Annotated in this window: 20 protein-coding genes; 16 read left to right on the top strand and 4 right to left on the bottom strand. The window is 44.6% G+C overall.

Translation table 11 applies throughout. The annotated features are described in order from the left end of the window. Nucleotides 1-664: 664 nt before the first annotated feature. Nucleotides 665-1,843 carry a tRNA epoxyqueuosine(34) reductase QueG gene (gene queG, locus ACED59_RS20340; RefSeq protein ID WP_029223845.1) on the bottom strand — a complete coding sequence of 393 codons (1,179 nt, stop codon included), beginning with the start codon at nt 1,841-1,843 and terminating at the stop codon, nt 665-667. A 247-nt stretch (nt 1,844-2,090) separates the two neighbouring features. Here queG and tsaE point away from each other — a divergent pair, with 247 nt between their 5' ends. The 8 genes from tsaE (at nt 2,091) to hflC (ending at nt 11,643) form a co-directional block, all read left to right on the top strand. Continuing rightward, the gene (gene tsaE, locus ACED59_RS20345; RefSeq protein ID WP_004735870.1) at nt 2,091-2,555 is read left to right on the top strand and encodes a tRNA (adenosine(37)-N6)-threonylcarbamoyltransferase complex ATPase subunit type 1 TsaE; all 465 of its coding nucleotides are present in this window, start codon (nt 2,091-2,093) and stop codon (nt 2,553-2,555) included. Further along, nucleotides 2,549-4,264 (top strand): N-acetylmuramoyl-L-alanine amidase, encoded by a 1,716-nt coding sequence (locus tag ACED59_RS20350; RefSeq protein WP_017097252.1) that lies wholly within the window; start codon nt 2,549-2,551, stop codon nt 4,262-4,264. Before tsaE ends, ACED59_RS20350 begins: the two co-directional genes overlap by 7 nt. Nucleotides 4,265-4,314: 50 nt before the next feature. After that, a complete protein-coding gene (mutL, locus tag ACED59_RS20355) occupies nt 4,315-6,522 on the top strand; it encodes a DNA mismatch repair endonuclease MutL (RefSeq protein WP_017097253.1) in 2,208 nt (735 codons plus the stop codon). Nucleotides 6,523-6,689: 167 nt separating this feature from the next. After that, on the top strand, nt 6,690-7,622 hold the full coding sequence (miaA, locus tag ACED59_RS20360) for a tRNA (adenosine(37)-N6)-dimethylallyltransferase MiaA (RefSeq protein WP_009847880.1): 933 nt from the start codon (nt 6,690-6,692) through the stop codon (nt 7,620-7,622). 192 nt (nt 7,623-7,814) lie between these two features. Then, a complete protein-coding gene (gene hfq / locus ACED59_RS20365; protein ID WP_004735866.1) occupies nt 7,815-8,081 on the top strand; it encodes an RNA chaperone Hfq in 267 nt (88 codons plus the stop codon). 44 nt (nt 8,082-8,125) lie between these two features. Continuing rightward, on the top strand, nt 8,126-9,433 hold the full coding sequence (gene hflX / locus ACED59_RS20370; RefSeq protein WP_009847881.1) for a ribosome rescue GTPase HflX: 1,308 nt from the start codon (nt 8,126-8,128) through the stop codon (nt 9,431-9,433). A 27-nt stretch (nt 9,434-9,460) separates the two neighbouring features. Continuing rightward, nucleotides 9,461-10,663: an FtsH protease activity modulator HflK gene (gene hflK / locus ACED59_RS20375; protein WP_009847882.1), complete on the top strand. Its 1,203-nt coding sequence runs from the start codon at nt 9,461-9,463 to the stop codon at nt 10,661-10,663. Nucleotides 10,664-10,665: 2 nt separating this feature from the next. Next, on the top strand, nt 10,666-11,643 hold the full coding sequence (hflC, locus tag ACED59_RS20380) for a protease modulator HflC (protein ID WP_009847883.1): 978 nt from the start codon (nt 10,666-10,668) through the stop codon (nt 11,641-11,643). A 153-nt stretch (nt 11,644-11,796) separates the two neighbouring features. Here the strand turns inward: hflC and ACED59_RS20385 are convergent, their stop codons facing one another. Beyond that, complete coding sequence (locus ACED59_RS20385) at nt 11,797-11,985, bottom strand: DUF2065 domain-containing protein (RefSeq protein ID WP_010434105.1); 189 nt, start codon at nt 11,983-11,985, stop codon at nt 11,797-11,799. Between the two features lie 171 nt (nt 11,986-12,156). Between ACED59_RS20385 and ACED59_RS20390 the strand changes: the two genes are divergently transcribed. Beyond that, nucleotides 12,157-13,473: an adenylosuccinate synthase gene (locus ACED59_RS20390; protein WP_009847885.1), complete on the top strand. Its 1,317-nt coding sequence runs from the start codon at nt 12,157-12,159 to the stop codon at nt 13,471-13,473. A gap of 317 nt (nt 13,474-13,790) precedes the next feature. Continuing rightward, nucleotides 13,791-14,426: a tetratricopeptide repeat protein gene (locus ACED59_RS20395; RefSeq protein ID WP_009847886.1), complete on the top strand. Its 636-nt coding sequence runs from the start codon at nt 13,791-13,793 to the stop codon at nt 14,424-14,426. A 153-nt stretch (nt 14,427-14,579) separates the two neighbouring features. On the opposite strand, the gene ACED59_RS20400 is transcribed toward ACED59_RS20395, so the two are convergent. Further along, a complete protein-coding gene (locus ACED59_RS20400) occupies nt 14,580-15,989 on the bottom strand; it encodes an amidohydrolase (RefSeq protein WP_009847887.1) in 1,410 nt (469 codons plus the stop codon). Nucleotides 15,990-16,238: 249 nt separating this feature from the next. Here ACED59_RS20400 and rnr point away from each other — a divergent pair, with 249 nt between their 5' ends. The 5 genes from rnr (at nt 16,239) to rplI (ending at nt 21,197) form a co-directional block, all read left to right on the top strand. Further along, nucleotides 16,239-18,740, top strand: coding sequence for a ribonuclease R (gene rnr, locus ACED59_RS20405; protein WP_017097255.1), 2,502 nt, complete (start codon nt 16,239-16,241; stop codon nt 18,738-18,740). A 159-nt stretch (nt 18,741-18,899) separates the two neighbouring features. Then, entirely contained in the window at nt 18,900-19,640 is a 741-nt protein-coding gene (gene rlmB, locus ACED59_RS20410; protein ID WP_004735856.1) for a 23S rRNA (guanosine(2251)-2'-O)-methyltransferase RlmB, read from the top strand. 292 nt (nt 19,641-19,932) lie between these two features. Continuing rightward, nucleotides 19,933-20,346, top strand: a complete 414-nt coding sequence (rpsF, locus tag ACED59_RS20415; RefSeq protein WP_004735855.1) for a 30S ribosomal protein S6 — start codon at nt 19,933-19,935, stop codon at nt 20,344-20,346. Nucleotides 20,347-20,478: 132 nt separating this feature from the next. After that, entirely contained in the window at nt 20,479-20,706 is a 228-nt protein-coding gene (rpsR, locus tag ACED59_RS20420) for a 30S ribosomal protein S18 (RefSeq protein ID WP_000090472.1), read from the top strand. A gap of 38 nt (nt 20,707-20,744) precedes the next feature. Then, a complete protein-coding gene (gene rplI, locus ACED59_RS20425) occupies nt 20,745-21,197 on the top strand; it encodes a 50S ribosomal protein L9 (protein WP_009847890.1) in 453 nt (150 codons plus the stop codon). 200 nt (nt 21,198-21,397) lie between these two features. On the opposite strand, the gene ACED59_RS20430 is transcribed toward rplI, so the two are convergent. After that, nucleotides 21,398-22,285, bottom strand: coding sequence for a DUF481 domain-containing protein (locus tag ACED59_RS20430; protein WP_029223846.1), 888 nt, complete (start codon nt 22,283-22,285; stop codon nt 21,398-21,400). 175 nt (nt 22,286-22,460) lie between these two features. Here ACED59_RS20430 and ACED59_RS20435 point away from each other — a divergent pair, with 175 nt between their 5' ends. Continuing rightward, nucleotides 22,461-23,852 carry a replicative DNA helicase gene (locus ACED59_RS20435; protein WP_009847892.1) on the top strand — a complete coding sequence of 464 codons (1,392 nt, stop codon included), beginning with the start codon at nt 22,461-22,463 and terminating at the stop codon, nt 23,850-23,852. Nucleotides 23,853-23,857: the final 5 nt, after the last annotated feature.

A 23,857-nucleotide genomic window follows, 5' to 3' on the forward strand; every position in this document is an offset into this window, starting at 1 on the left:
AGCGCAACCTTGCCAAGGTTGAGGTCATCGGTTCGAACCCGATGTATCGCTCCAGTTTACTTTTCATGTAGACAAAACTCTTTAAGCCACAGTGTTTAAAGACGACCTTACCGGTCACGCTCTTTCTTTAATGCTGCGAAGCATAATCCCCCCAAAAAGCAAATAATCCTCCATTATGGTGGATATTTTTTTGTCTTAAATTTTTGTTAGCAACAAGAATGCTAGTAAACATCAGGTCTCTGAAGTAGATACCTGAGGTTTTTCACATCTATAAACAGACTTATCCACAAAGTATCAAGTGTGGATAACTTGGTTGATAAAGTTATTTCAGACCCAATTCTTTACATTTCTCTAAAAGATCTTTCTTGTTTTCAGTATATTAGCTGAATTGCGACGATCGTAACTCATTGTTTTTTATCAGGTTGAATACTTGCCTTGAATTTGATAAAAGATCGTTAACTTGTTGTTTTTTGATCTTAATCATTTATCGGTACTGTGTTTAACTTTACGTGGGTGTCGGAAGTTTACGAGAGTTCTGAATTTTTTCCACATTGTTAGAATTGAGAACAAGGTCAAACATTGTTCGAAAATTATGTGCAACGAGTTGTGTTGTATGGTGGGTTGTTGGTGTGGATTGGCCTGCCAATCGTTGATGCCTAAGGGGTTAGGCGTCTCTTGGTAGCCCTTTCTCAACGATGCGTATTAGCCTGTGCTTTTTGGTGAGGATTTTGCTGCTATCTTTTTGCACACAACTATTTTTCTGCGTAGAGCTATCTTCTTGCATGCTGCTAGCATTGGGTAACTGTTGTAGTTGTTTATTTAAAGCCCACTCAATATGCACATCCAGCATTTCGTTGTTGCCTCGATGAGATTCCAGTGTTTCAACAATGCGTTGTTGAAATGGCGCATTGCCCATAGCAACAAAGATATTGCGTAACCATTGGGTGTGTCCAATACGTCTTATCGCTGAGCCTTCCATCTTCTTTAGGAAGGTAGCTTCATCCCAACTTGAAAGTGAAACAAGGTCTGCCTCTCGGAAGTCTTCTCTGCGGTGGAAGTCTGTTTGCTCAGTGAGTTCGGCATGGCGGTTCCACGGGCAAACTAACTGACAGTCATCGCAACCGTAAATACGATTACCAATTGCGTCTCTAAACTCTTCCGGGATCACACCATCATATTCAATGGTTAAGTACGAGATACATTTTCGAGCATCCACTACGCCATCAGCAATAATGGCGCCCGTTGGACAAGAGGTGATACATGCGGTGCATTTGCCGCACTCATCGACACTGGGTTCATCTGTTGGAAGAGGAATGTTAACTAACAATTCTCCTAGGAAGAACCAAGAGCCAGCGTCTTTATCAAGAATTAATGAGTGTTTACCTGTCCAGCCCAACCCTGCTTTTTGAGCGAGCGGTCGTTCCAAGATGGGCGCTGAATCCACGAAAGGACGTGAGTCTAAACCTTCGACTTCCTTTTCGATTCTTTGTCCCAGCTTTTTCAACTGGTTGCGGAACAATTTGTGATAATCGCGGCCTAAAGAATAACGGCTGATATAACCTTGAGTGGTATCGCTTAGGTTAGAGGCAAACTGAGCTTCTGGTGGTAGATAGTTCATTCGGGCGCTGATCACTCGAATGGTGCCTGGGTGAAGTTCATTGGGACGAGCACGCATCATCCCATGTCGAGCCATCCAATCCATTTCGCCGTGGTTGCCAGCATCTAGCCATGCTTGAAGAGGGGCTTCATGTTCACTTAAATCAACATCGCAGATGCCAACTTTTTGAAAGCCGAGTTCTTTTCCCCAGATTTTAATTTTTTCAGCAAGATGGTCTAGATTCATGGCTTCATTCTTAATTCTTATTTTCTCTGTTTTACAATTAGAGATAAGGCTAATTAAAATTAGGTTCGGCAAAAATGGGGGCGGATCTTAACGGATCTTAGTGGTATTGACCAGAACAGACGTGTTTTGATCAGTATTTTTCATAGAACTTACACTTGAGTGCTTGTCTCCCAAAAGCATCACGGTTTACTATTCTTGTTCTTTTGATTTTTATATAGTCAACGATCGATTTTTAGAGAACGTATTCATGAGCACGAAACAATTTACTTTGAAAGATGAACAAGCAACGATTCAATTAGGAACGGAGCTTTCTAATCTTTGCTCACAGCAGACAACTATTTATCTGCATGGTGATCTTGGCGCAGGTAAAACGACCTTCAGTCGTGGTTTTGTAAAAGCACTTGGCCATCAAGGAAATGTAAAGAGCCCAACGTATACTCTAGTTGAACCTTATCAACTTGCCGATTGGCAGGTGTACCATTTTGATCTTTATCGCCTAGCCGATCCTGAAGAATTAGAGTTTATGGGGATTCGTGACTACTTCACGCCAGATGCTATCTGTTTGGTTGAATGGCCAGAGAAAGGTTATGGAATGCTACCAGAAGCTGATTTGGATATTGATATTCGTTACCAAGACGATCACCGCATTGTTTCTTTAACCGCTAACAGTGAATACGGACAGCGCTTACTTAGTCAGTTGGAGTTATGTTGATTTCTAGACGCCTTATTTCAGCAGTAGCTATGTTGGCTGCTGTTTTTTCTATATTGTTTTCTTCACTTGTTTCTGCAAACTCACTAAAGAGTTTAAGGGTTTGGCCTTCTCCAGAAGAAACTCGTGTGGTTATCGATTTAAAATCAGAAGCGGATTTCAGCTATTTCACCCTGAGTAGCCCGAGTCGCTTGGTTGTTGATTTAAAAAAGACCAACCTTGCAACTAAGTTACCGGTCGTGGTGAAAGACAGCCCCGTTCTATCTAAGATTCGTAAAAGCTCACCGCCAGACAAAAACACGTATCGCTTGGTTTTTGAGTTAAAGAAGTCGTCTAAAGCAGAGTTGTTTAAACTCAGTCCGACTCCTGGTGGTCAGTACGGACATCGCTTGGTGATCGACTTGCCTCATGGTGCGGCAAGTAAAGGCAAAGCAACATCAACGCCGAGTAAGCCAACAGTGAGTAAGAACCTCAATCAAGTTAAGCGTCAGCGTGATGTTCTGATTGTGATTGACCCAGGCCACGGTGGTGAAGATCCTGGTTCCATTGGCCCATCTCGTAAATATGAGAAGAATGCGACTCTTAGTATTTCGAAAAAGATCGCTGCGCAGTTAAATGCGGTTCCAGGAATCAAAACGCGTTTAACACGTAATGCTGATTACTTTGTAAACCTGAACAGACGTGTTGCAATTGCTCGTGAGAACGAAGCACACCTCTTGATCTCTATTCACGCCGATGCCTTTACGACGCCTCAACCAAGAGGTGGTTCGGTGTTCGTGTTGAATACTCGACGGGCAAATACTGAGATTTCCCGTTGGATTGAGAACAAAGAGAAGCAGTCAGAATTGCTGGGCGGCAGCGGTGCTGCGTTTACTGGCAATATTGCAGATAAAAACGTCAACCAAACCCTGCTTGATTTGCAGTTTAGCCACTCTCAAAAAGAGGGCTATAAACTGGCAACGACTATTCTCTCTGAAATGGGTAAGGTCGCAAAACTGCATAACAGTAAGCCGATTAACACCAGCTTGGCTGTGTTACGTTCACCACAAATTCCATCGGTACTTGTAGAAACGGGCTTTATTTCGAATCCGACCGAAGAGAAGCTTCTTTTCCAACGTTCGCATCAAGACAAACTTGCGCGAGCTGTGACCAAAGCGGTCGTTAAATATTTGAAAGCGAATCCACCAGAAGGGATTGTTATTTCTAACGCGGCGGCATCTTCTAACTCTACCAGTCAGCACAAAGTACAGCGTGGTGAATCATTGTCTGTGATTGCGAAGAGGTACGGCACGTCTACACAAGCATTAGTGAAGTTGAATGGTTTGAAGTCGACGAGCTTAGCGGTAGGGCAAATTCTAAAAATTCCAAGCTCGGGTTCACAAGCGGCTACCACAACAAGCCGTAAAACGGTGACACACACGGTTAAGTCTGGAGAGTATCTAGGCAAGATAGCCAGCCGTTACAAAGTTCGAGTTGCAGATATCAAACGTGAGAACCGCTTGAAGTCTGAAACCGTGAGAGTAGGCCAGAAGCTACGTATTACGGTTGAAGTGAAAGACGTACCTCTGCGCAAGCATAAAGTCGCAAGAGGTGACTACCTAGGTAAGATTGCTTCTAAATACGGCGTGAGCGTCAACAGCATTCGCCAAGCGAATAAGCTACGATCTGACAGCCTAGCAGTGGGTCAGGTGTTGATTATTCCACACAAATAAACTTTTAACGCAGACATGTTTCCATCAGTGGCAGTAAGGTAACTATAAATATGACGATCAAAATACTGCCAGCTCGGTTAGCGAACCAAATCGCAGCGGGTGAAGTGGTAGAAAGACCAGCTTCTGTTGTGAAAGAGTTGGTTGAGAACAGTTTGGATTCTGGTGCGACACGTATCGATATCGATATCGATAAAGGTGGCGCTAAGATGATCCGCGTTCGTGACAACGGCAAGGGCATTGTTAAAGATGAGCTTGCCTTGGCATTAAGCCGTCATGCTACCTCTAAAATTCATACTCTTGATGACCTTGAAGCGATCGTCAGCCTAGGTTTCCGAGGTGAAGCACTGGCGAGTATTAGCTCTGTTGCGCGTCTAACTATGACTTCACGCCCTACGACTCAGGATCAAGCTTGGGCTGCACATAGTGAAGGTCGTGATATGCAGGTGAAACTGCAGCCAGCAGCGCATCCCATCGGCACCTCGGTTGAGGTATTGGATCTGTTCTTCAATACTCCGGCACGACGTAAATTCTTACGCACCGAGAAAACTGAATTCACGCATATCGATGAGCTGCTTAAACGCATTGCATTGAGCCGTTTTGATGTGACGATTAACCTTCGTCATAACGGTAAAATGATTCGTCAGTACCGCGCTGCAAAAACACAAGTTCAAGCCGAAAAGCGCATCGCAGCTGTATGTGGCAATCCTTTTGTTCGCCATATGCTTAAGATCGAACTTGAGCATCAAGGCTTAAAACTTCATGGCTGGATCACCACGCCTGAAGGAGCAAGACAACAAAGCGATCTGCAATACTGTTATGTGAATGGTCGTATGATGCGTGACAAGCTCATCAACCATGCGATTCGTCAAAGCTACGAAACTAGCTTGCGCCCCGACCAATTCGCTACGTATGTGTTGTTCATCGAGCTAGACCCACATCAGGTGGACGTGAATGTTCATCCTGCAAAACATGAAGTGCGTTTTCATCAAGCCCGCCTTGTACACGACTTTATCTACCAAGCCTTGAGTGATGGCTTAGCCCAAAGCAAACAAATTGATGCAGCACCGATCAAGCAGTCTGCGTTTCATCAGTCAGAAGTGATGCATCATCAGCAAGGTAGCTCGAATCCGGGTATCGGAGAGATTGCCAGTTTCTCAGAGCCTGAAAGCATAATGCCGAGCAGTTCAGAACAACCTCAAGTATCTGATAGTGAAAGATATGCTATTGAGCAAACGCCAGCCTACCCAAGAAAAGCCGAATCTGAACAGGTTTATGATAACCCTCAGCACAGCGTTAATGATGGTGGGCAGCGTTATAGCTCACCAGCTAACCGAGGTTCATCGTCTAGCAGAGGCTCGTCGGATCGCGAAACCAGTTTTACAGGCTCGCCTCGCCAAGAGTGGATAGAGTCTCGACCTGAACCTAAAAAAGAAAAAGAACCGCACCAACATCATGGTGAACCTGCTCCATCTAAGCGAGAAGTGAAGGCCTATAAAGAGCTTCTGAAAACGCCAGATTTTGATGACCAAGTTGTAGAACCATCCTCACCTCACGAGCATGTGGCACCAGTAGAAACCAGAGACAACTTAGAAAATATAGACAGCATAGAAAATAAAGAAGCTAAGCCTGCTCAACAGAACCCTGTTCATTTAAAGCCAAGAGCACCTGTGACGGACTTAGGCAAAGCAGTCTCGGTAGTGGAATGCCAATATTTGGTAATGGGAAACAAGAACGGCAGTGTGTTGGTTTCTTTGGCTAAGGCTGAGTTATTGCGTGTTGTTGGTCAGCTTGATACGCGTGATGGCGCGTTAAAGAGCCAACCATTATTAGTGCCTTTATCCATCAAATTAGGCGCTGATTTAGTCGATGTCGCTAAGGCGCTAAGTCCCATACTGTCTGTGCTTGGTATCGAGCTTAAAGCTAGGAATAACGAAGCGATAATGGTGATGGGAGTGCCTTCTCCTTTGAGGCAGCAAAACTTACAAATTTTGATCCCAGATCTGTTATCGTACGCGGCTTCAATAAACGCTCAGGCCTCGGAAACTCAAGGTCATAGCTTTTCTAGCGATACGTTACCATTACTGGTTAACTGGATCGGGATTCAGACAGCACAAGTAAAAAACGACTACACTTTATCTGAAGCGGTTCAACTAGTTGGGGAACTTGAGCAACTTTGGCATGGTCTACTTCCATTAGATGATCCCGAATTTGTTAATCCTATCGACTTTTCTGCAACCATCGCTGCTTTTATGGCTTAGTTTGTAGGTGAATTTTCACAGCTGAGTTTTAGATAAATTAAGCTTATTTACGGCTTCGGCTGTTTACGATTTAACTGTTGCGATGAGGCTTTTCTTAGTAGACAAGTGTATCGCGACATGAAGCCTTTTAATTAAGTGCTCTAACAGAGAAATAAATACAAAATATCATGACTGAAAAATTACCTTTAGCGTTGTTTTTAATGGGCCCAACGGCATCAGGAAAAACAGATTTAGCTATCCGCTTACGTCAGAAATACCCGGTAGAGATCATCAGTGTCGATTCGGCGCTAATCTACAAAGACATGGATATTGGTACTGCTAAGCCGGATGCAGGAGAGCTCGCGCTCGCGCCTCATCGCTTGATTGATATTCTAGACCCAAGCGAAGCGTATTCTGCGGCTGACTTTCGTCGTGATGCGATCAGTGAAATGAATAAGATTGTAGCGGAAGGTAAAATCCCGCTACTTGTTGGTGGCACAATGCTTTACTACAAGGCATTGTTGGAAGGTTTATCGCCACTACCCGCCGCGGATCAAGAGATTCGTAAGCAGATTGAAGCGGAGTCTATTGAACAGGGTTGGCAGGCATTGCATGATCAATTAAGAGAGATAGATCCCGTATCCGCTGAAAGAATACACCCAAATGATCCACAAAGGCTTTCAAGGGCATTGGAAGTTTATCGAATTTCGGGTAAAACATTAACAGAGCTAACTCAAACGAAAGGCGATAGCCTGCCATTTCGTGTAAAACAATTTGCAATAGCTCCCAAGGAAAGGAAAGAACTCCATCGCCGCATTGAGCTGCGTTTCGAGAAGATGATAGAAGCGGGATTTGAAGATGAAATGAAAGCGTTGTACGCCAGAGAGGATCTTCACCCTGAACTGCCATCGATCCGATGCGTTGGTTATAGGCAGATGTGGGATTATTTAGATGGGAATTGCGATTTAGACGAAGCGGTTTTCCGTGGTGTCTGCGCAACCCGTCAATTGGCCAAGCGACAAATCACCTGGTTACGCAGTTGGGATGATTTAACTTGGTTGGATAGCGAAAACATTGAACAGGCGTTAGAAACTCTTTCAGATGCAATAGCATCTGATTAGTATTGCTGTGTATAATGTGATCGCTTTTGCGTGAATATACTCTGGAAAGGATCAGTTGTTGAGGCTTTTAAAAATCACAGCCTTTCAATAACAACGGAGTTTTTTTATTCGTTTAGCTCAGATGCAAAGGCCGCACCTTTTTGTGCACCACTAGCTAAATAATTACAACAAAATATAAATAAGGAAAATAAAATGGCTAAGGGGCAATCGCTACAAGACCCATTCCTAAATGCACTCCGTCGTGAACGCATTCCAGTCTCTATCTATCTTGTTAACGGCATCAAGCTGCAAGGTCAGATCGAGTCTTTCGATCAATTCGTGATCTTATTGAAGAACACAGTAAACCAAATGGTTTACAAGCATGCGATTTCTACTGTGGTTCCTGCTCGTGCAGTTAGTCACCACAGCGGCGAGCAACAACGCGCGCCATCTGATCGTCCTGAGAAGACTGAAGATTAATCGTTCAATTGATACAGCTTGCGCTGTAATAAGGAGTTGGTTGCTTGTTTGACCGTTATGAATCCGGCGAGCGAGCCGTACTTGTTCATATCAACTTCACGCAAGAGGGAGAATGGGAAGACCTGAGCGAATGTGAAATGCTGGTCTCCTCAGCGGGGGTAGAAACGCTACAAGTGATTACTGGTAGCCGACAATCCCCACTCCCTAAATACTACGTTGGAGAAGGTAAAGCCCTAGAAATCGCACAAGCTGTTCAGCTAACCGGTGCTGAAATTGTGATTTTTAACCACTCCCTCTCTCCTGCCCAAGAGCGAAACCTCGAGCAATTGTGTAAATGTCGTGTGATAGATCGCACGGGTTTGATCTTAGATATCTTTGCACAACGTGCGCGAACTCATGAAGGTAAGCTACAAGTTGAGCTCGCTCAGCTTCGTCATATCTCTACTCGATTGATTCGTGGTTGGACTCACCTTGAAAGGCAGAAAGGTGGTATTGGTCTTCGTGGTCCAGGTGAAACTCAACTGGAAACCGATCGACGTTTGTTGCGTGACCGTATAAAGGCAATATTACGTCGTTTAGCGAAAGTCGCTAAGCAGCGTGAACAAGGACGACGTGCTCGTAATCGAGCTGAAATCCCAACAATTTCTTTGGTTGGTTATACCAACGCGGGGAAATCAACACTTTTCAATCGTATCACAAGTGCTGGTGTTTATGCGGCAGACCAACTGTTTGCAACCTTAGACCCAACACTACGTAAGATTGATTTGGCAGATGTCGGGCCTGCAATTCTCGCAGATACCGTAGGTTTTATCCGTCATCTACCACACGACTTGGTCGCTGCGTTCAAGGCTACGTTACAAGAGACGCAGGAAGCTGACATTTTGTTACATGTAGTTGATGCCAGTGATGACCGCTTTCGTGAGAACATTCAGGCTGTTCATGAAGTATTAGAAGAAATCGATGCTCATGAAGTGCCAACCCTTGTAGTCATGAACAAAATTGACTGCATGGAAGACCAAAAACCTCGAATTGAAAGAGACGAAGAGGGCGCACCTCGCGCTGTTTGGGTTTCTGCAATGGAAGGAGAAGGCATTGAACTGCTGTTTGAAGCTTTAACTGAGCGTTTAGCAAGTCAAATGGTTCAATTCCGATTGTGTATTCCACATCAACATCAGGGCCGTATTCGTAGCTTATTCTTTGAGATGAAATGTATTCAACAAGAAGAGTATGATGAAAATGGTAACTTGTTGATAGATATCCGAATGCAACAAATAGATTGGTCTAAACTTGAAAAAAGAGAAGGGGCACTCTTAGGTGGCTTTATCGTTACCAAAGAGACTGCTACAGTATAACGTCATATCAAATGATGGAGCTTTCTAATGGCGTGGAATGAGCCTGGAAATAACAACAACGGCGATAATAACGGCCGCGATAACGACCCTTGGGGTAAGAACAATAATCGCGGCGGCCGAGATCAAGGACCGCCAGACTTAGACGAAGTGTTTAGTAAACTAAGTCAAAAGTTAGGTGGCAAGTTTGGTAAAAAAGGTGGCAACGGTAACGGGCCATCTATTGGTGGTGGCGGTGCGATTGGCTTTGGTGTCATTGCTGTCATTGCGATTGCTATCTGGTTCTTCGCTGGTTTCTATACCGTTGGCGAAGCAGAAAGAGCAGTAGTACTTCGACTGGGTCAGTTCGACCGTATTGAGGAACCTGGTCTTAACTGGCACCCACGCTTTATCGATGAAATCAAAGATGAGCAACTGGTAAACGTTCAAGCGATTCGTTCTCTACGTGCTGCTGGCACCATGCTAACGAAAGATGAAAACGTTGTGACCGTTGAAATGGGTGTTCAATACCGTGTTTCTGACCCATACAAATACTTGTATCGTGTAACGAATGCAGACGACAGTTTACGCCAAGCAACCGATTCTGCGCTTCGTGCGGTAATTGGTGACTCACTAATGGATAGTATCTTGACAAGTGGTCGTCAGCAGATTCGTCAAAGCACTCAAGAAACGTTGAACCGTATTATTGATAGCTACGACATGGGTATTCTGATTGTTGACGTGAACTTCCAGTCAGCACGTCCACCTGAGCAAGTGAAAGATGCATTTGATGATGCTATCGCGGCTCGTGAGGATGAAGAGCGTTTCGAGCGTGAAGCTGAAGCTTACCGAAATGACATTCTTCCAAAAGCAACAGGTCGTGCTGAGCGTTTGAAGAAAGAAGCGGTGGGTTACTCAGAGCGCACAGTTAATGGTGCTCTAGGTCAAGTAGCTCAGTTCGAGAAACTGCTACCTGAATACCAAGCTGCTCCTGAAGTAACACGTAACCGTATGTACCTTGATACAATGGAAAAAGTGTACTCAAGCACATCGAAAGTCCTGATTGATTCTGAATCAAGCGGTAACTTGCTATACCTACCAATTGATAAGCTAGGCGCACAAGGTGGTTCTCAGTCGGGCACTCGCCCTGCAAAAACATCATCAACTTACGATCAAATTGAGTTAGAAACTCAAGCCGATCCAAAGTCTAGCACTCAAACTCGTTCAGACAGTTCACGTCAAGGGAGATACTAATAATGCGTAAATTAATGATCCCTGTATTAGTTGTGACGATTGCCCTTCTATTGATGTCACTATTTGTGATTCAAGAAGGCGAACGTGGCATGGTAATTCGTTTTGGTCGAGTTCTCGATGACAACGGCGTATCACGAATCTATGAACCAGGCTTGCACTTTAAACTGCCGATGTTTGATCGCGTAAAAGTACTTGATGCTCGTATTCAAACGATGGATGGTCGTTCTGACCGTTTCGTAACATCAGAGAAAAAAGACGTTCTAATTGATACCTACGCAAAATGGCGTATTGCTGATTTTGGACGTTTTTATCTGAGTACCGGCGGCGGCAATATCATGACGGCAGAAGCACTTCTTGAGCGTAAAGTGACAGATGTTCTTCGTTCTGAAATTGGTTCTCGTGAAATTAAGCAGATCGTGTCAGGTCCTCGTAATAAGGACATCCTGCCAGACTCTGCTGATAGCGAAGTTGTCACAACGGTAGCGGCTGCAGAAGCACTAGAAGTTGATGGCGAACGCGATAAGATCATGGAAAACGTTTTGTCTGGAACGGCAGAAAGTGCGATGGCTGATTTAGGTGTTGAAGTTGTTGATTTCCGAATGAAGAAGATTAACCTTCCTGACGAAATCAGTGAATCTATCTACCGCCGTATGCGTGCAGAACGTGAGTCGGTTGCTCGTAGACACCGTTCACAAGGTCGTGAGAAAGCAGAAGTTATCCGTGCTCAAGCTGAGCTAGAAGTCGCGACTGTTCTTGCTGAAGCTGACCGTACTGCTCGAGTGACTCGTGGTGATGCTGATGCAGAAGCAGCGAAGATCTACTCTGATGCATTTAGCAAAGACCCTGAGTTCTATGGCTTCATGCGTTCACTGCAAGCTTATGAGACATCATTTAGCGATAAGAGCGATATTCTAGTACTGGATCCGAAGACTGACTTCTTCCAATACATGAATCAAGCAAGCGGTGCTCCAGCAAAATAAGCTGATTCGTTAATTCATTAAATTAGCGAAGTACCTAAAAATCAAAAGGCTCCCATAATGGGAGCCTTTTTGTTTTCTATTCGTTGAATACTGCGGGTTGACCATTGAATATTCGAGGGAAGTCGTAGTGACAACTCCGTATTTTGAGAAAACCTAACGGTAGGTCATGAAAGCGATAACGGCACCGGCCACCACAAGACAGCCGCCAATACGGCGCAGTTGCGTGTCTGGTTGCTCGCTCAGTTGCGCGACCATGTTTCTCCAGCCATTGGGTGCAATCAAGGGGCCGAGCCCTTCAACGATAAGAACGAGCCCAATAGCGAGCCAAATTGATTGAGACATGGTTCTGCCTTTTGTCTATAAAATGCAATGATATCAGCATCTTTACACATTCGCCCTCAGTTATCGCTGGTTTATTTTTGTACAGCGTTAACGTTTATGAACAAAAAGTGACTGCAAGAAGTGTGATTCAGTGCTAGAATCCATTTTTAATTAGCAACAGAAATTGGAAAGATGGGAAATAACGTAGTCGTTCTAGGCACCCAATGGGGTGATGAAGGTAAAGGTAAAATCGTTGACCTTTTAACTGAAGATGCAAAATACGTGGTTCGCTACCAAGGCGGTCACAATGCAGGTCACACACTTGTAATTGACGGTGAAAAAACCGTTCTTCACTTAATTCCATCAGGCATCCTACGCAATAACGTTAAATGTGTTATTGGTAACGGTGTTGTATTATCGCCTGACGCACTTCTTAAAGAGATGAAGCCTCTTGAAGAACGCGGTATCCCAGTGCGTGAGCGTCTTTTCATCTCTGAAGCTTGTCCTCTAATTCTTCCGTACCATATTGCTATCGACAACGCGCGTGAAATCGCTCGTGGCGCTAAAGCTATCGGTACAACAGGTCGTGGTATCGGTCCTGCTTACGAAGATAAAGTTGCTCGTCGCGGTCTACGCGTTGGCGACCTTTTCGATAAAGAAGCATTTGCTGAGAAGCTAAAAGAAGTTATGGAATTCCACAACTTCCAACTAGAGCACTTCTACAAAGCTGAAACAGTAAGCTACGAAGAAGTACTTGAGCAAGCGATGAGCTACGCAGACATGTTAACTGCGATGGTTATCGACGTAACTGACGAACTAGACGCAGCACGTAAGCGCGGCGACAAGATCATGTTTGAAGGTGCTCAAGGTACGCTACTAGATATCGACCACGGTACTTACCCATACGTAACGTCTTCTAACACGACTGCTGGTGGTGTTGCTGCAGGTTCTGGTTTCGGTCCTCGTCACATCGGTTACATCCTTGGTATTACTAAGGCTTACTGTACTCGTGTTGGTTCAGGTCCATTCCCAACTGAGCTATACGATGGCCTTGAGAAGCAAGATCCAGTCGGTAAGCACCTAGGCGATGTTGGTCACGAGTTTGGCGCAACTACTGGTCGTCTACGTCGTACAGGTTGGTTCGATGCTGTTGCTATGCGTCGTGCAATCCAAATTAACTCTCTATCTGGTATGTGTCTAACTAAACTAGACGTTCTAGATGGCCTAGAAGAACTAAAAATCTGTACTGGTTACAAGATGAAAGATGGTTCTATCCTAGAAGTTTCTCCAATGGCTGCTGAGTCATTCGAAGAAGCGACGCCAATCTACGAAACAATGCCTGGTTGGTCTGAAAACACATTTGGTGCTAAATCTATCGACGCGCTTCCACAAGCTGCTCTAGATTACATCAAGCGTATCGAAGACCTAACTGGCGTTCCAATTGATATCGTATCAACTGGCCCAGATCGTAACGAAACTATCATCAAGGTTCACCCATACGGCGCATAATGCCAGCTGAGTGATTACCACAGCACGAACCGTACTGAGGTAATTAAAGTACTTTGATAATGAAATAGTTTTCTAAAAGCCGACTTTATTAAGTCGGCTTTTTAATACCTGCAATTTGAAAACGAAGCCGTTCGTGATGATCTTTTGAACGCCATATGGCAAAATATTGCCCATTAGCGGCAAGTTTTGTCTAAAGCCGTCAAGGTTATTGCCGATACAGATATCATGGAAAGTGAAGTTCACCCTATTTTGGTGCGTGCAGAAATCGTCTGCTGCCCTCAATAGATAGCTTTAACGACAGATAATAGAGTGCAGGTATGAAGCTACGAATTGTAGCAGCTTCATTGATAGTGGCGCTGAGCTCACCCTTGAGTCATGCAGATTTGGCTGATGTGGGAGAGCCCGTTCCAATATATACAGAAGCTGAACTGATTAATTTAATTGAGAATAATCAACACCTAGAGCGAGTGAAAGCTGATAAGTGCCAGTTAGTTGAAGATATCGTTGCTCGTGCAACACGTATTAGCTTGCCTTCTTATGAGTTTTTATACGGTGATATGCTGGCTTGGGGTGTGTGTGTTCCGCAAGATGTAGAGCTTGGTCTTTACTATATGGAAAACGCAGCACATCAAGGTTTACCAGCGGCACTCGAGCAGTTAGGACGTTATTATTCTCTTGGCACTTTGGTGCAGCAAGACAAAGAGCGTGCGATCCCGTATTTACGTGAAGCCGCCTCGATGGGTAACTTAAGTGCAAGTATCCACTTAGCGGAACTCTTGCTACGTGATTACGGTAGCCCGTTAGATTATGAAGATGCTTATCGCTGGTTATACAACTCGGTGACTGCGGATCAAAGGCAACATAAGCGTATAACTGTGCTTCGAAGCGGTTTAGAGCGGAGAATGCCAGACAACATTATCGCTCGAGCAAAACGTCGAGACGTGTTCTGGTAATTACAATTATTAATTAAGGTTGATGATTAACGACTGCACTCGTTAACCATCAACCTTGAACTAGAAAGATATCGATATAAAAAGGCCTCATAGGTAAATACCTATGAGGCCTTTTTGATCTGAACGGAAAACCGTTTATTTCATTCGATGACGTTACTGAACAACTTCACCAGATTCAATTACCGTCTTACGAACGACTTTGGTGAAATCGAGTGCTTCTTGGCGAATTTGATCTTCATCGACCGTTAGCATGTCGCGATCTTGCATGATGATCTTGCCATCAACGATGGTGTGACGAACGTTCCCCGAGTTAGCTGAGTAAACTAATGCTGAGTATGGGTTGTACACAGGAACCATGTTTGGAGCCTTGGTGTCGATCACTATGATGTCGGCTAGTTTGCCTGCTTCAAGAGAACCGATCTTATCTTCCATGTGTAGTGCTTTTGCTGCGCCCATTGTTGCCATGTCGATCACTTTGATCGGCGGCATTGCAGCACGATCTTTATTCACCAATTTGTGAACCTTAGCGACTTGGTTGAACTCATCAATGGTGCTCAATGTGTTACCTGACATTGGGCCATCAGTACCTAAACCGATACGTACATTTTCGTCATACATCTTAAGCGCAGGTGACACGCCTTTTGCTGACTTGATGTTAGCACTCATGTTGTGAGCTACGCCCATATCTGATTTTTTCACTAGCTCGATATCATGATCGTCTACTAGGATCATGTGTGCGCCAACTAAGTTTTTGTTTAGTGCACCAATGCTGTCCATGTATTGAACCGGAGATAAACCTTCAGCTCGTTTTGCAATTTTTTCTTCTTCACGATGAGATTCAGCTAAGTGAATCATTACTGGAACATCAAGTTCTAGAGAAAGCTTTGCTACTTTTTGAAGGACTTCGGTTGTGTTTGTGTAAGGGGCGTGAGGAGCAAATGCAGGCGTAATACGCGGGTGATCTTTATATTCTTCAATGAAGTTTAAAGCGTATTTAATACCTTCTTCTGCGTTTGCTGCATCAGCCACTGGGAATTTGATTACTGTTTCGCCTAATACTGCACGCATACCAATTTTATCAACAGTTTTAGCCACTTCGTCTTCAAAGTAGTACATATCAGCGTAAGTAGTTACGCCACCTTTTACCATTTCAACGTTACCAAGGTTAGCGCCTATACGAACCATATCGCGAGATACTAACTTAGCTTCAAGTGGGAAGATGTAGCGGTGCAAGCGATCAGGCACATCATCGGCCAACGAACGGAAAACCGTCATGGATACGTGAGTATGAGTATTGATGAGACCTGGCATTACGATATCGCCATCAACGTCTAGCACTTGTTTAGCTTGGTACTGCTTCTCTAGTGAAGCATCGCCAACCGCAATGATTTTGTTGTCTTTGACCACAACAGTGCCGCTCTCGTAAACCGTTTTTTCTTGGTTCATGGTTAGAACCATGGCATCGGTTATCATCAGGTCAGCTTTTTCCATTGCTGAACTCGCAAATGGAAATAGAGCTAGGCTTGCCATCGCTGAAGCCAATAGGGTGCGTTTTAGTTTCATATCAATACTCAGAACAGGTGTTGTTAAAGTGTGTGGATAATAGTGTATTTCATTCATGGCGCAAACGTTTGTTTTATCGTTTGCTTGAAATTTTGATGATAGTCCGCGTCTATGAAGTGATGTTTAACAAAGTGAAGATATGTATCAATCTTAGGTTATTTTAGGCTTTTCCAAAGCATATCTGTAGCTTACCTCTAGCATCAGATATACTAGGGGTAATATACCTTCCTTGCTTAAGCAGGCCCGCCTATGTCAAAAAACACACCAATGTCAGAAAACACGACAGCGACAACCACTGTTGATCCTTTTGCCGACCGAGAGTCGAAAAATTACGAAAACCCAGTACCAAGCCGTGAGTTCATTATTTCGTTTCTAACAGACGCGAATATTCCTATGAACCGCAACGATCTATTCGAAGCTTTGGGTTTGGCTGGAGAGGAACAATATGAAGGGCTGCGTCGTCGTTTACGTGCAATGGAGCGTGATGGGCAGCTTATCTTTACCCGTCGTCAGTGTTACGCATTGCCTGAGAAGATGGAATTGATTAAAGGCTTTGTGATTGGTCATAAAGACGGTCATGGTTGGGTACGCCCAGACGGCAGTGTGGGTAAAGACAATGATATCGTGCTGCCGCATCATCAGATGAAAACCATCATGCACGGTGATTACGTATTGGTTCAGCCTACTGACAACAGTAAGCGTGGCCGTCGTGAAGGCCGTTTGGTTCGTGTGCTTGAAGAGCGTAAAACGCCACTTGTTGGTCGTTTCTTCCTAGAGTACGGCCATTCTTATGTGGTTGCTGATGATTCGCGTATTAGTCACGACATCCAGATCCCAACTGAGCATAAAGGCGGTGCTCGAATGGGTAATGTGGTTGTGATTGAAATTACGGACCGTGGTGGTCGTTCTCGTAACATGATGGGTAAAGTGACCGAAGTTCTTGGTGAGAATATGGCTCCGGGTATGGAAACGCAGATCGCGATCCGTACTCACCAGATCCCACAAGAGTGGCCTGAAGCGGTAGATAAGCAAATCGAAAATCTTGGTGAGCATGTTCCTGAAGAAGCAAAAGAAGGACGTGTTGATCTACGCAAACTCCCATTGGTTACGATTGATGGCGAAGATGCGCGTGACTTCGATGATGCGGTTTACTGTGAAGCGAAGAAAGGCGGCGGCTGGCGTTTATGGGTAGCGATTGCTGACGTAAGTTACTACGTTCGCCCAGAGACAGCGCTAGACAAAGAAGCGATTAACCGTGGTAACTCGGTATACTTTCCGTCACAAGTTGTCCCAATGCTACCAGAAGTACTTTCAAATGGTTTGTGTTCATTGAACCCTCAAGTCGACCGTTTGTGTATGGTGTGTGAGATGACTATCTCAGACAAAGGTAAACTGTCAGGCTACAAGCACTACGAAGCAGTCATGAATTCCCATGCTCGTCTTACTTATAACAAAGTAGGCGCGATCTTAGATGGCAATGAAGAATTACGTGAACGTTACGAACCAGAAGTACCACATCTTGAAGAGCTTCATAATATGTACAAGGTGCTTAAGAAAACGCGTGACGAACGTGGTGCGATTGAATTTGAAACGGTAGAAACTAAGTTTATCTTCAATGCGGATCGTAAGATTGACCGTATTGAGCCAGTAATCCGTAACGATGCACACAAGATCATCGAAGAATGTATGATTCTTGCGAATATCGCATCGGCATCTTATGTAGAAAAAGCAAAAGAGCCTGCGCTGTACCGTGTTCACGATACTCCGGGTGAAGAGCGCTTAATGGGCTTTAAGAGTTTCTTAAGTGAATTAGGTTTAACGCTGGAAGGTGGCCTGTCGCCATCTCCGGTAGATTATGCACAACTGATGCAGCAGATTAACGAACGTGAAGATCGTGAATTAATCCAAACTATGCTGCTACGCTCAATGAAGCAAGCGGTATACAACGCGGATAACGCGGGTCACTTTGGTCTAGCTCTTAAACGCTATGCTCACTTTACCTCGCCAATTCGTCGTTACCCAGATTTGCTATTGCACCGTGCGATTAAGTACCTTATTGCGAAAGAAGAAGGTCGTAACAGCGAGCGTTGGACGCCAACCGGTGGTTACCACTACACTTTCGATGATATGGACTTCTACGGCGAACAGTGTTCAATGACTGAGCGTCGTGCTGATGATGCTACACGTGAAGTGAACGACTGGCTGAAATGTGAATACATGCAAGACCATGTTGGCGAAGTGATGGATGGCGTGATTGCCAACGTGACTGGCTTCGGTTTCTTTGTGCGTCTAACTGAACTGCACATCGATGGTCTGGTACATATTTCTGCGCTAGCGAATGACTACTACCAATTTGATGCTGTTGGTCAGCGTCTAGTGGGTGAAAGCTCAGGTAATATTTACCGCTTGGGTGATTCGGTTAAAGTGAAGGTTTCTGCGGTTAACTTAGAAACTCGTCAAATCGACTTTGATTTAGAAGACACCGATCGTCAGCCGCGTGGTAAAGGTAAAACAGCCAAGAAGCGTGCTGCTGAAGCGATGAAAAAGGCGAAAAGCAAGAAGCGTTCAGCGGTGAAGAGCAATAAGCCGGGTGTACCTGCAACGCCTTTAGTTGAACCAACTAAACGACCTGATGGAAGTAGCGAAAGCTCAGCTAAGAAGAAAAAGCCAGCGAATAAAACTGGTGCTGCTAAAGCTCGTGCAAAGAAAAAGCGTGCAGCAAGCCGTAAGCCAAAGGCTGATAAGTCTTAAGCTATCGTCATTACAGTGACGAGTAGGGCTTAAACGTCTAACGAATTTAAATGCGAGAGTATCAGACGGAAGATGCATGCTCTCGAAATAAACAATACAGAGATGGGTGCATCGGGTTTGATGACATTCACCTCTGAGCAATAAGAGTAACCAGAGACAATGAGTAACGAATTTATTTACGGTATTCACGCGGTGAAAGCCGTACTAGAAAAAGATCCAGCACGTTTTATCGAAGCCTATGTACTGAAAGGGCGTCAAGACGATCGCCTGCTTCCATTACTGAATCAATTGCAGCAATTTGGCGTATCGATTCAACAAATGGGTCGTAAGCCGCTTGATGAAAAAGCACAAGGTGCGAATCACCAAGGTCTTATTGCTAAGGTGAAGCCTGCTAAGCAGCTTAATGAAACTCACCTAGACGATATCCTTGCGCAGCACGAACAGCCTCTGCTGTTGGTTCTAGACGGCGTAACAGACCCTCATAACCTAGGTGCTTGTCTGCGTAATGCGGATGCCGCGGGTGTTGCTGCTGTTATCGTACCGAAAGACCGCTCTTCGCCGCTAACGGCAACCGTAAGTAAGGTTGCTTGTGGCGCAGCTGAAACCGTTCCTCTAGTACGCGTAACCAACCTAGCTCGTACAATGCGTGCACTGCAAGAGCAGGGTGTATGGTTCGTGGGTACCGCAGGTGAAGCAACGCATGATATCTATCAAGCGAAGCTAACGGGTCCTCTTGCGGTAGTTATGGGTGCAGAAGGTGACGGGATGCGTCGTTTAACGCGTGAAACCTGTGATGACCTAATTAAGATTCCAATGTCAGGCAGCGTGTCGAGCCTAAACGTTTCGGTAGCATCAGGCATCTGTCTGTTCGAAGCGGTACGTCAGCGCCTAGCTCAATAGGGTTAAGCTGAGTCAAAAGGCAAAACGACCCTAAGTCTATGAATTTATTAACGCTCGCCTCTTGTTGGTGAGCGTTTCTTTTTAGGCTGTTATAGCAAAAGCCATCGGTTTGTCGGATGGCTAGATGGCGACAGAAAAACTGTTTCATTATTAGCCAAATACCGCTTGCCAATACCGGGTTCTTTCTATAATATTTGCCGTCCTTAAAACTCGGTCATTTTTCTTTAGTTCCTTGCTTCCCTTGGACGACCGAGCCTTTCGTGGAAGCTAATAATCCGTAAGGAGCAACCAAATGCGTCATTATGAAATCGTATTCATGGTTCACCCTGATCAAAGCGAGCAAGTTGCTGGCATGATCGAGCGTTACACTGGTTCAATCACTGAAGCTGGTGGTACTATCCACCGTCTAGAAGACTGGGGCCGCCGTCAAATGGCTTACCCAATCAACAAACTTCACAAAGCTCACTACGTTCTTATGAACGTTGAAGCTGGCCAAGAAGTGATGGACGAGCTAGAAACTGCTTTCCGTTTTAACGATGCAGTTCTACGTAACATGATCATGCGCACTAAAGGCGCTGTGACTGAGCAATCTATCATGCTTAAGCAAAAAGAAGAGCGTGCAGAGCGTGCTCCTCGTCGTGATGACCGTGAAGAACGTGCACCACGTCGTGAAGAAGAAGCTAAGCCAGAAGCTGCTGCTGAGTAATTCTTTTTTGGCCTTTTAGGTCATTAAATTTTATTCAACTCGTTTAGGTATTCTCACTACAAGCATTTGCTTAGACTTATTTATAAGTTCGTGTGAGTACCGCATTATTAAATTTAGATCAGGAGATAGCCCATGGCTCGTTTCTTCCGTCGTCGTAAATTCTGCCGTTTTACTGCAGAAGGCGTACAAGAGATTGACTACAAAGACGTAGCAACTCTAAAAAACTACATCACTGAAGCTGGTAAAATTGTACCTAGCCGTATCACTGGTACAAGTGCTAAATACCAACGTCAGCTAGCTCGCGCTATCAAGCGTTCTCGTTACCTAGCACTACTACCGTACACTGACAAGCATCAGTAATCGGTAATAGTTAATAATAGTTTAAGAGGACTAAGATAATGCAAGTTATTCTACTTGATAAGATCGGTAACCTAGGTGGCCTTGGCGACCAAGTAAACGTTAAATCTGGTTACGCTCGTAACTTCCTTATCCCACAGGGTAAAGCAGTTATGGCAACTAAAGACAACGTTGCTATGTTCGAAACTCGTCGTGCAGAACTAGAAGCTAAAGTTGCTGAGCAACTAGCTGCTTCAGAAGCTCGCGCTGAGAGCGTTAACACTCTAGAAGGCGTTACAATCGCTTCTAAAGCTGGTGACGAAGGTAAACTATTCGGTTCTATCGGTACTCGTGACATCGCTGACGCTATTACAGCGGCAGGTGTTGCAGTAGCTAAGAGCGAAGTACGCCTACCTGAAGGCGCTCTACGTAACATCGGCGAATTCGAAGTAAGCATCCAACTTCACTCTGAAGTTTTTGCTACTGCGAAAATCGCTATCGTTGCAGCTGAGTAATTTCAGTACCAAGACGAATTCTTTCTTTTGAAAGTTTTAAACACCAGCTTCGGCTGGTGTTTTTTTATGTCTGCAATATGAGTTTTAAGCTTTTTGGAACAGCGACTATTGCAGGAGTAGAAAGCACTAGAGAGGAGGGGCTTACATAGTAAAAAACGAGGGTGTTCTTTATCGATACATCGTTCTACCCGCTCTCAAATTTAGAATTGAAAAAGTAGATTTACAGACAGTACGGAATCTTCTTTGTTCAACCCTTCAGGTACCTTGTCGTGGTACTGTCGAGAGTGAGCAATCTTCAGTGCGATATTGTCGGTAATATCGTTGATGGCTTCTAATTCAGTATCAAATTTTAGGTTGCTGTGGCCGGATACCAACGTCACATCGGCTTTGAGCTTCAAATTTTTCAATACCTGCCATGATGTATTTACATTGCCACGGAAAATCGCTTCTTCAACGATCTCTGGGAAGATGATGTCATCATCGTCTATTTCATCAAGGTTCGGTTCTTGGTAACGAAAACCCGGGCCCACTTCAACCTCCAACACAAACTCTTCTGTATTCGAAAACTGATAACCTAGACCACTAGAAACGGTGTAGTCCTTAAAATAAGCACTGTATCGTGAATCGACCCCTTTAAAGCTGCCATAGAGGTAGGTTTTCGGACTTAACTTGTAGTCACTCTGAGCAGAATATGTCGATTGCCTTTTATCTTCTTCGCCATCTTTGTAGAGATTGTAGTATTTCCATTCGCCACTGGTTCTATGACGGCCAGCCGTGTACTCACCGTTCAGGCGTGCATTCAGCGATCGAGAATCAGAATTACCAGTATGCGACTGATATCCAAATTCGACTTCAGTATTCAGTGGGTTCGGCAGTTCTGAATCACTCGGTGCGATATCCATATCTTTTTCAAGTGTCGGTGCAACGACGATCGGCTCAGCAGCCGGTTCTGGTACCACTATCGAGTCGAGGATTGCATCAACAGAGGCTTTAGCATCATCCGCTAAGGCCGACGGAGTGCTCAGGAGACCGATGCTTAGAAGACTATAGCTTAGAAGACCAGTGCTCAGAGCCAATAATTTGGACACGCATACCTCAGTTATACAGTGAATGAATGGAAGGATCGTAATGCTACCTTTGGTTAATTCCGTCAGCAATAGGTAAATTCTTGCTGAAGAATAAAACAAACTCATAGGATCGGATTACAAACGGATGTTCTTGGGTATAATGAACGATCATTATTAGTTATTGAGTGTAGTCATAGTGGATACCAAAAGTCAGAAATCAGCCAACGATCAGGTGGACGCCATCAAGGTCCCGCCACATTCATTAGAAGCTGAGCAATCTGTTATTGGCGGTTTGTTATTGGATAACGAACGCTGGGATACGGTGGCCGAAAAGGTTGTGGCCAAAGACTTTTATAGCCGTCCTCACCGTCTGATCTTTGAAGCGGTAAAGGATATCCTTGAAGAAAGCTCTCCTCTGGATCTTATTACACTCTCTGAACATTTAGAGCTGCGTGAGCAACTTGAAGAAGTGGGTGGCTTTGCTTACCTTGCTGACCTAGCGAAAAATACGCCAAGTGCGGCAAACATCAATGCCTATGCAGATATCGTGGCACAACGTGCATTGGTGCGTAGCCTGATTGGTGTAGCAAATGAAATTGCGGATTCTGGTTATGACCCGCAAGGTCGTACATCGGAAGAACTTGTTGATCTTGCTGAGAGTAAAGTTTTCGCGATTGCCGAAGGCCGAGCAAGTGAAAATGAAGGTCCACAAAACGTTGATAGCATTCTAGAGAAGACGCTAGAACGTATCGAAATCTTATATAAATCGCCACAAGATGGTGTGACAGGTGTCGATACGGGTTTCAACGACCTCAATAAGAAAACGGCAGGCCTTCAGGGTTCTGACTTAATCATTGTTGCTGCGCGTCCATCGATGGGTAAAACCACGTTTGCGATGAACCTATGTGAAAACGCAGCGATGAAGCAAGACAAGCCAGTGTTAATCTTCTCGCTAGAGATGCCAGCTGAACAGCTGATGATGCGTATGCTTGCATCACTTTCTCGCGTAGACCAAACCAAGATTCGTACCGGTCAGTTAGACGATGAAGATTGGGCTCGTATCTCGTCGAGTATGGGTATTCTGATGGATAAGAAGAATATGTATATCGATGACAGCTCGGGTCTAACGCCAACAGAAGTACGTTCTCGAGCTCGACGAATTGCTCGTGAGCATGATGGTATCTCTATGATCATGATAGATTACCTTCAATTAATGCGTGTACCTTCGTTATCTGATAACCGTACTCTAGAGATCGCCGAGATTTCTCGCTCATTGAAAGCACTAGCAAAAGAGCTCAACGTGCCAGTTGTGGCACTTTCTCAGCTTAACCGTTCCCTAGAGCAACGTGCTGATAAGCGCCCAGTTAACTCGGATTTGCGTGAATCAGGTTCGATCGAGCAAGATGCCGACTTAATCATGTTTATCTATCGTGATGAGGTTTATAACCCAGATAGTTCATTGAAAGGCATCGCTGAAATCATCCTTGGTAAGCAACGTAACGGTCCGATCGGTTCGGTTCGTCTTACGTTCCAAGGTCAACACTCCCGATTTGATAACTATGCAGGTCCTGCATTTGATGATGAGTAATCACT

Origin of the sequence: Vibrio sp. FF266 (genome assembly GCF_041439695.1) — a bacterium.
Lineage (GTDB): Bacteria > Pseudomonadota > Gammaproteobacteria > Enterobacterales > Vibrionaceae > Vibrio > Vibrio tasmaniensis_A.

Bases quoted from the DNA above. Each gene is read 5' to 3' on its own strand.
- rpsF (WP_004735855.1), top strand. From the start codon at position 19,933: ATGCGTCATTATGAAATCGTATTCATGGTTCACCCTGATCAAAGCGAG.
- ACED59_RS20390 (WP_009847885.1), top strand. From the start codon at position 12,157: ATGGGAAATAACGTAGTCGTTCTAGGCACCCAATGGGGTGATGAAGGT.
- miaA (WP_009847880.1), top strand. From the start codon at position 6,690: ATGACTGAAAAATTACCTTTAGCGTTGTTTTTAATGGGCCCAACGGCA.
- tsaE (WP_004735870.1), top strand. From the start codon at position 2,091: ATGAGCACGAAACAATTTACTTTGAAAGATGAACAAGCAACGATTCAA.
- rlmB (WP_004735856.1), top strand. From the start codon at position 18,900: ATGAGTAACGAATTTATTTACGGTATTCACGCGGTGAAAGCCGTACTA.
- ACED59_RS20350 (WP_017097252.1), top strand. From the start codon at position 2,549: ATGTTGATTTCTAGACGCCTTATTTCAGCAGTAGCTATGTTGGCTGCT.
- ACED59_RS20400 (WP_009847887.1), bottom strand. From the start codon at position 15,989: ATGAAACTAAAACGCACCCTATTGGCTTCAGCGATGGCAAGCCTAGCT.
- queG (WP_029223845.1), bottom strand. From the start codon at position 1,843: ATGAATCTAGACCATCTTGCTGAAAAAATTAAAATCTGGGGAAAAGAA.
- rplI (WP_009847890.1), top strand. From the start codon at position 20,745: ATGCAAGTTATTCTACTTGATAAGATCGGTAACCTAGGTGGCCTTGGC.
- rnr (WP_017097255.1), top strand. From the start codon at position 16,239: ATGTCAAAAAACACACCAATGTCAGAAAACACGACAGCGACAACCACT.
- ACED59_RS20385 (WP_010434105.1), bottom strand. From the start codon at position 11,985: ATGTCTCAATCAATTTGGCTCGCTATTGGGCTCGTTCTTATCGTTGAA.
- rpsR (WP_000090472.1), top strand. From the start codon at position 20,479: ATGGCTCGTTTCTTCCGTCGTCGTAAATTCTGCCGTTTTACTGCAGAA.
- mutL (WP_017097253.1), top strand. From the start codon at position 4,315: ATGACGATCAAAATACTGCCAGCTCGGTTAGCGAACCAAATCGCAGCG.
- hflC (WP_009847883.1), top strand. From the start codon at position 10,666: ATGCGTAAATTAATGATCCCTGTATTAGTTGTGACGATTGCCCTTCTA.
- ACED59_RS20395 (WP_009847886.1), top strand. From the start codon at position 13,791: ATGAAGCTACGAATTGTAGCAGCTTCATTGATAGTGGCGCTGAGCTCA.
- hfq (WP_004735866.1), top strand. From the start codon at position 7,815: ATGGCTAAGGGGCAATCGCTACAAGACCCATTCCTAAATGCACTCCGT.
- hflK (WP_009847882.1), top strand. From the start codon at position 9,461: ATGGCGTGGAATGAGCCTGGAAATAACAACAACGGCGATAATAACGGC.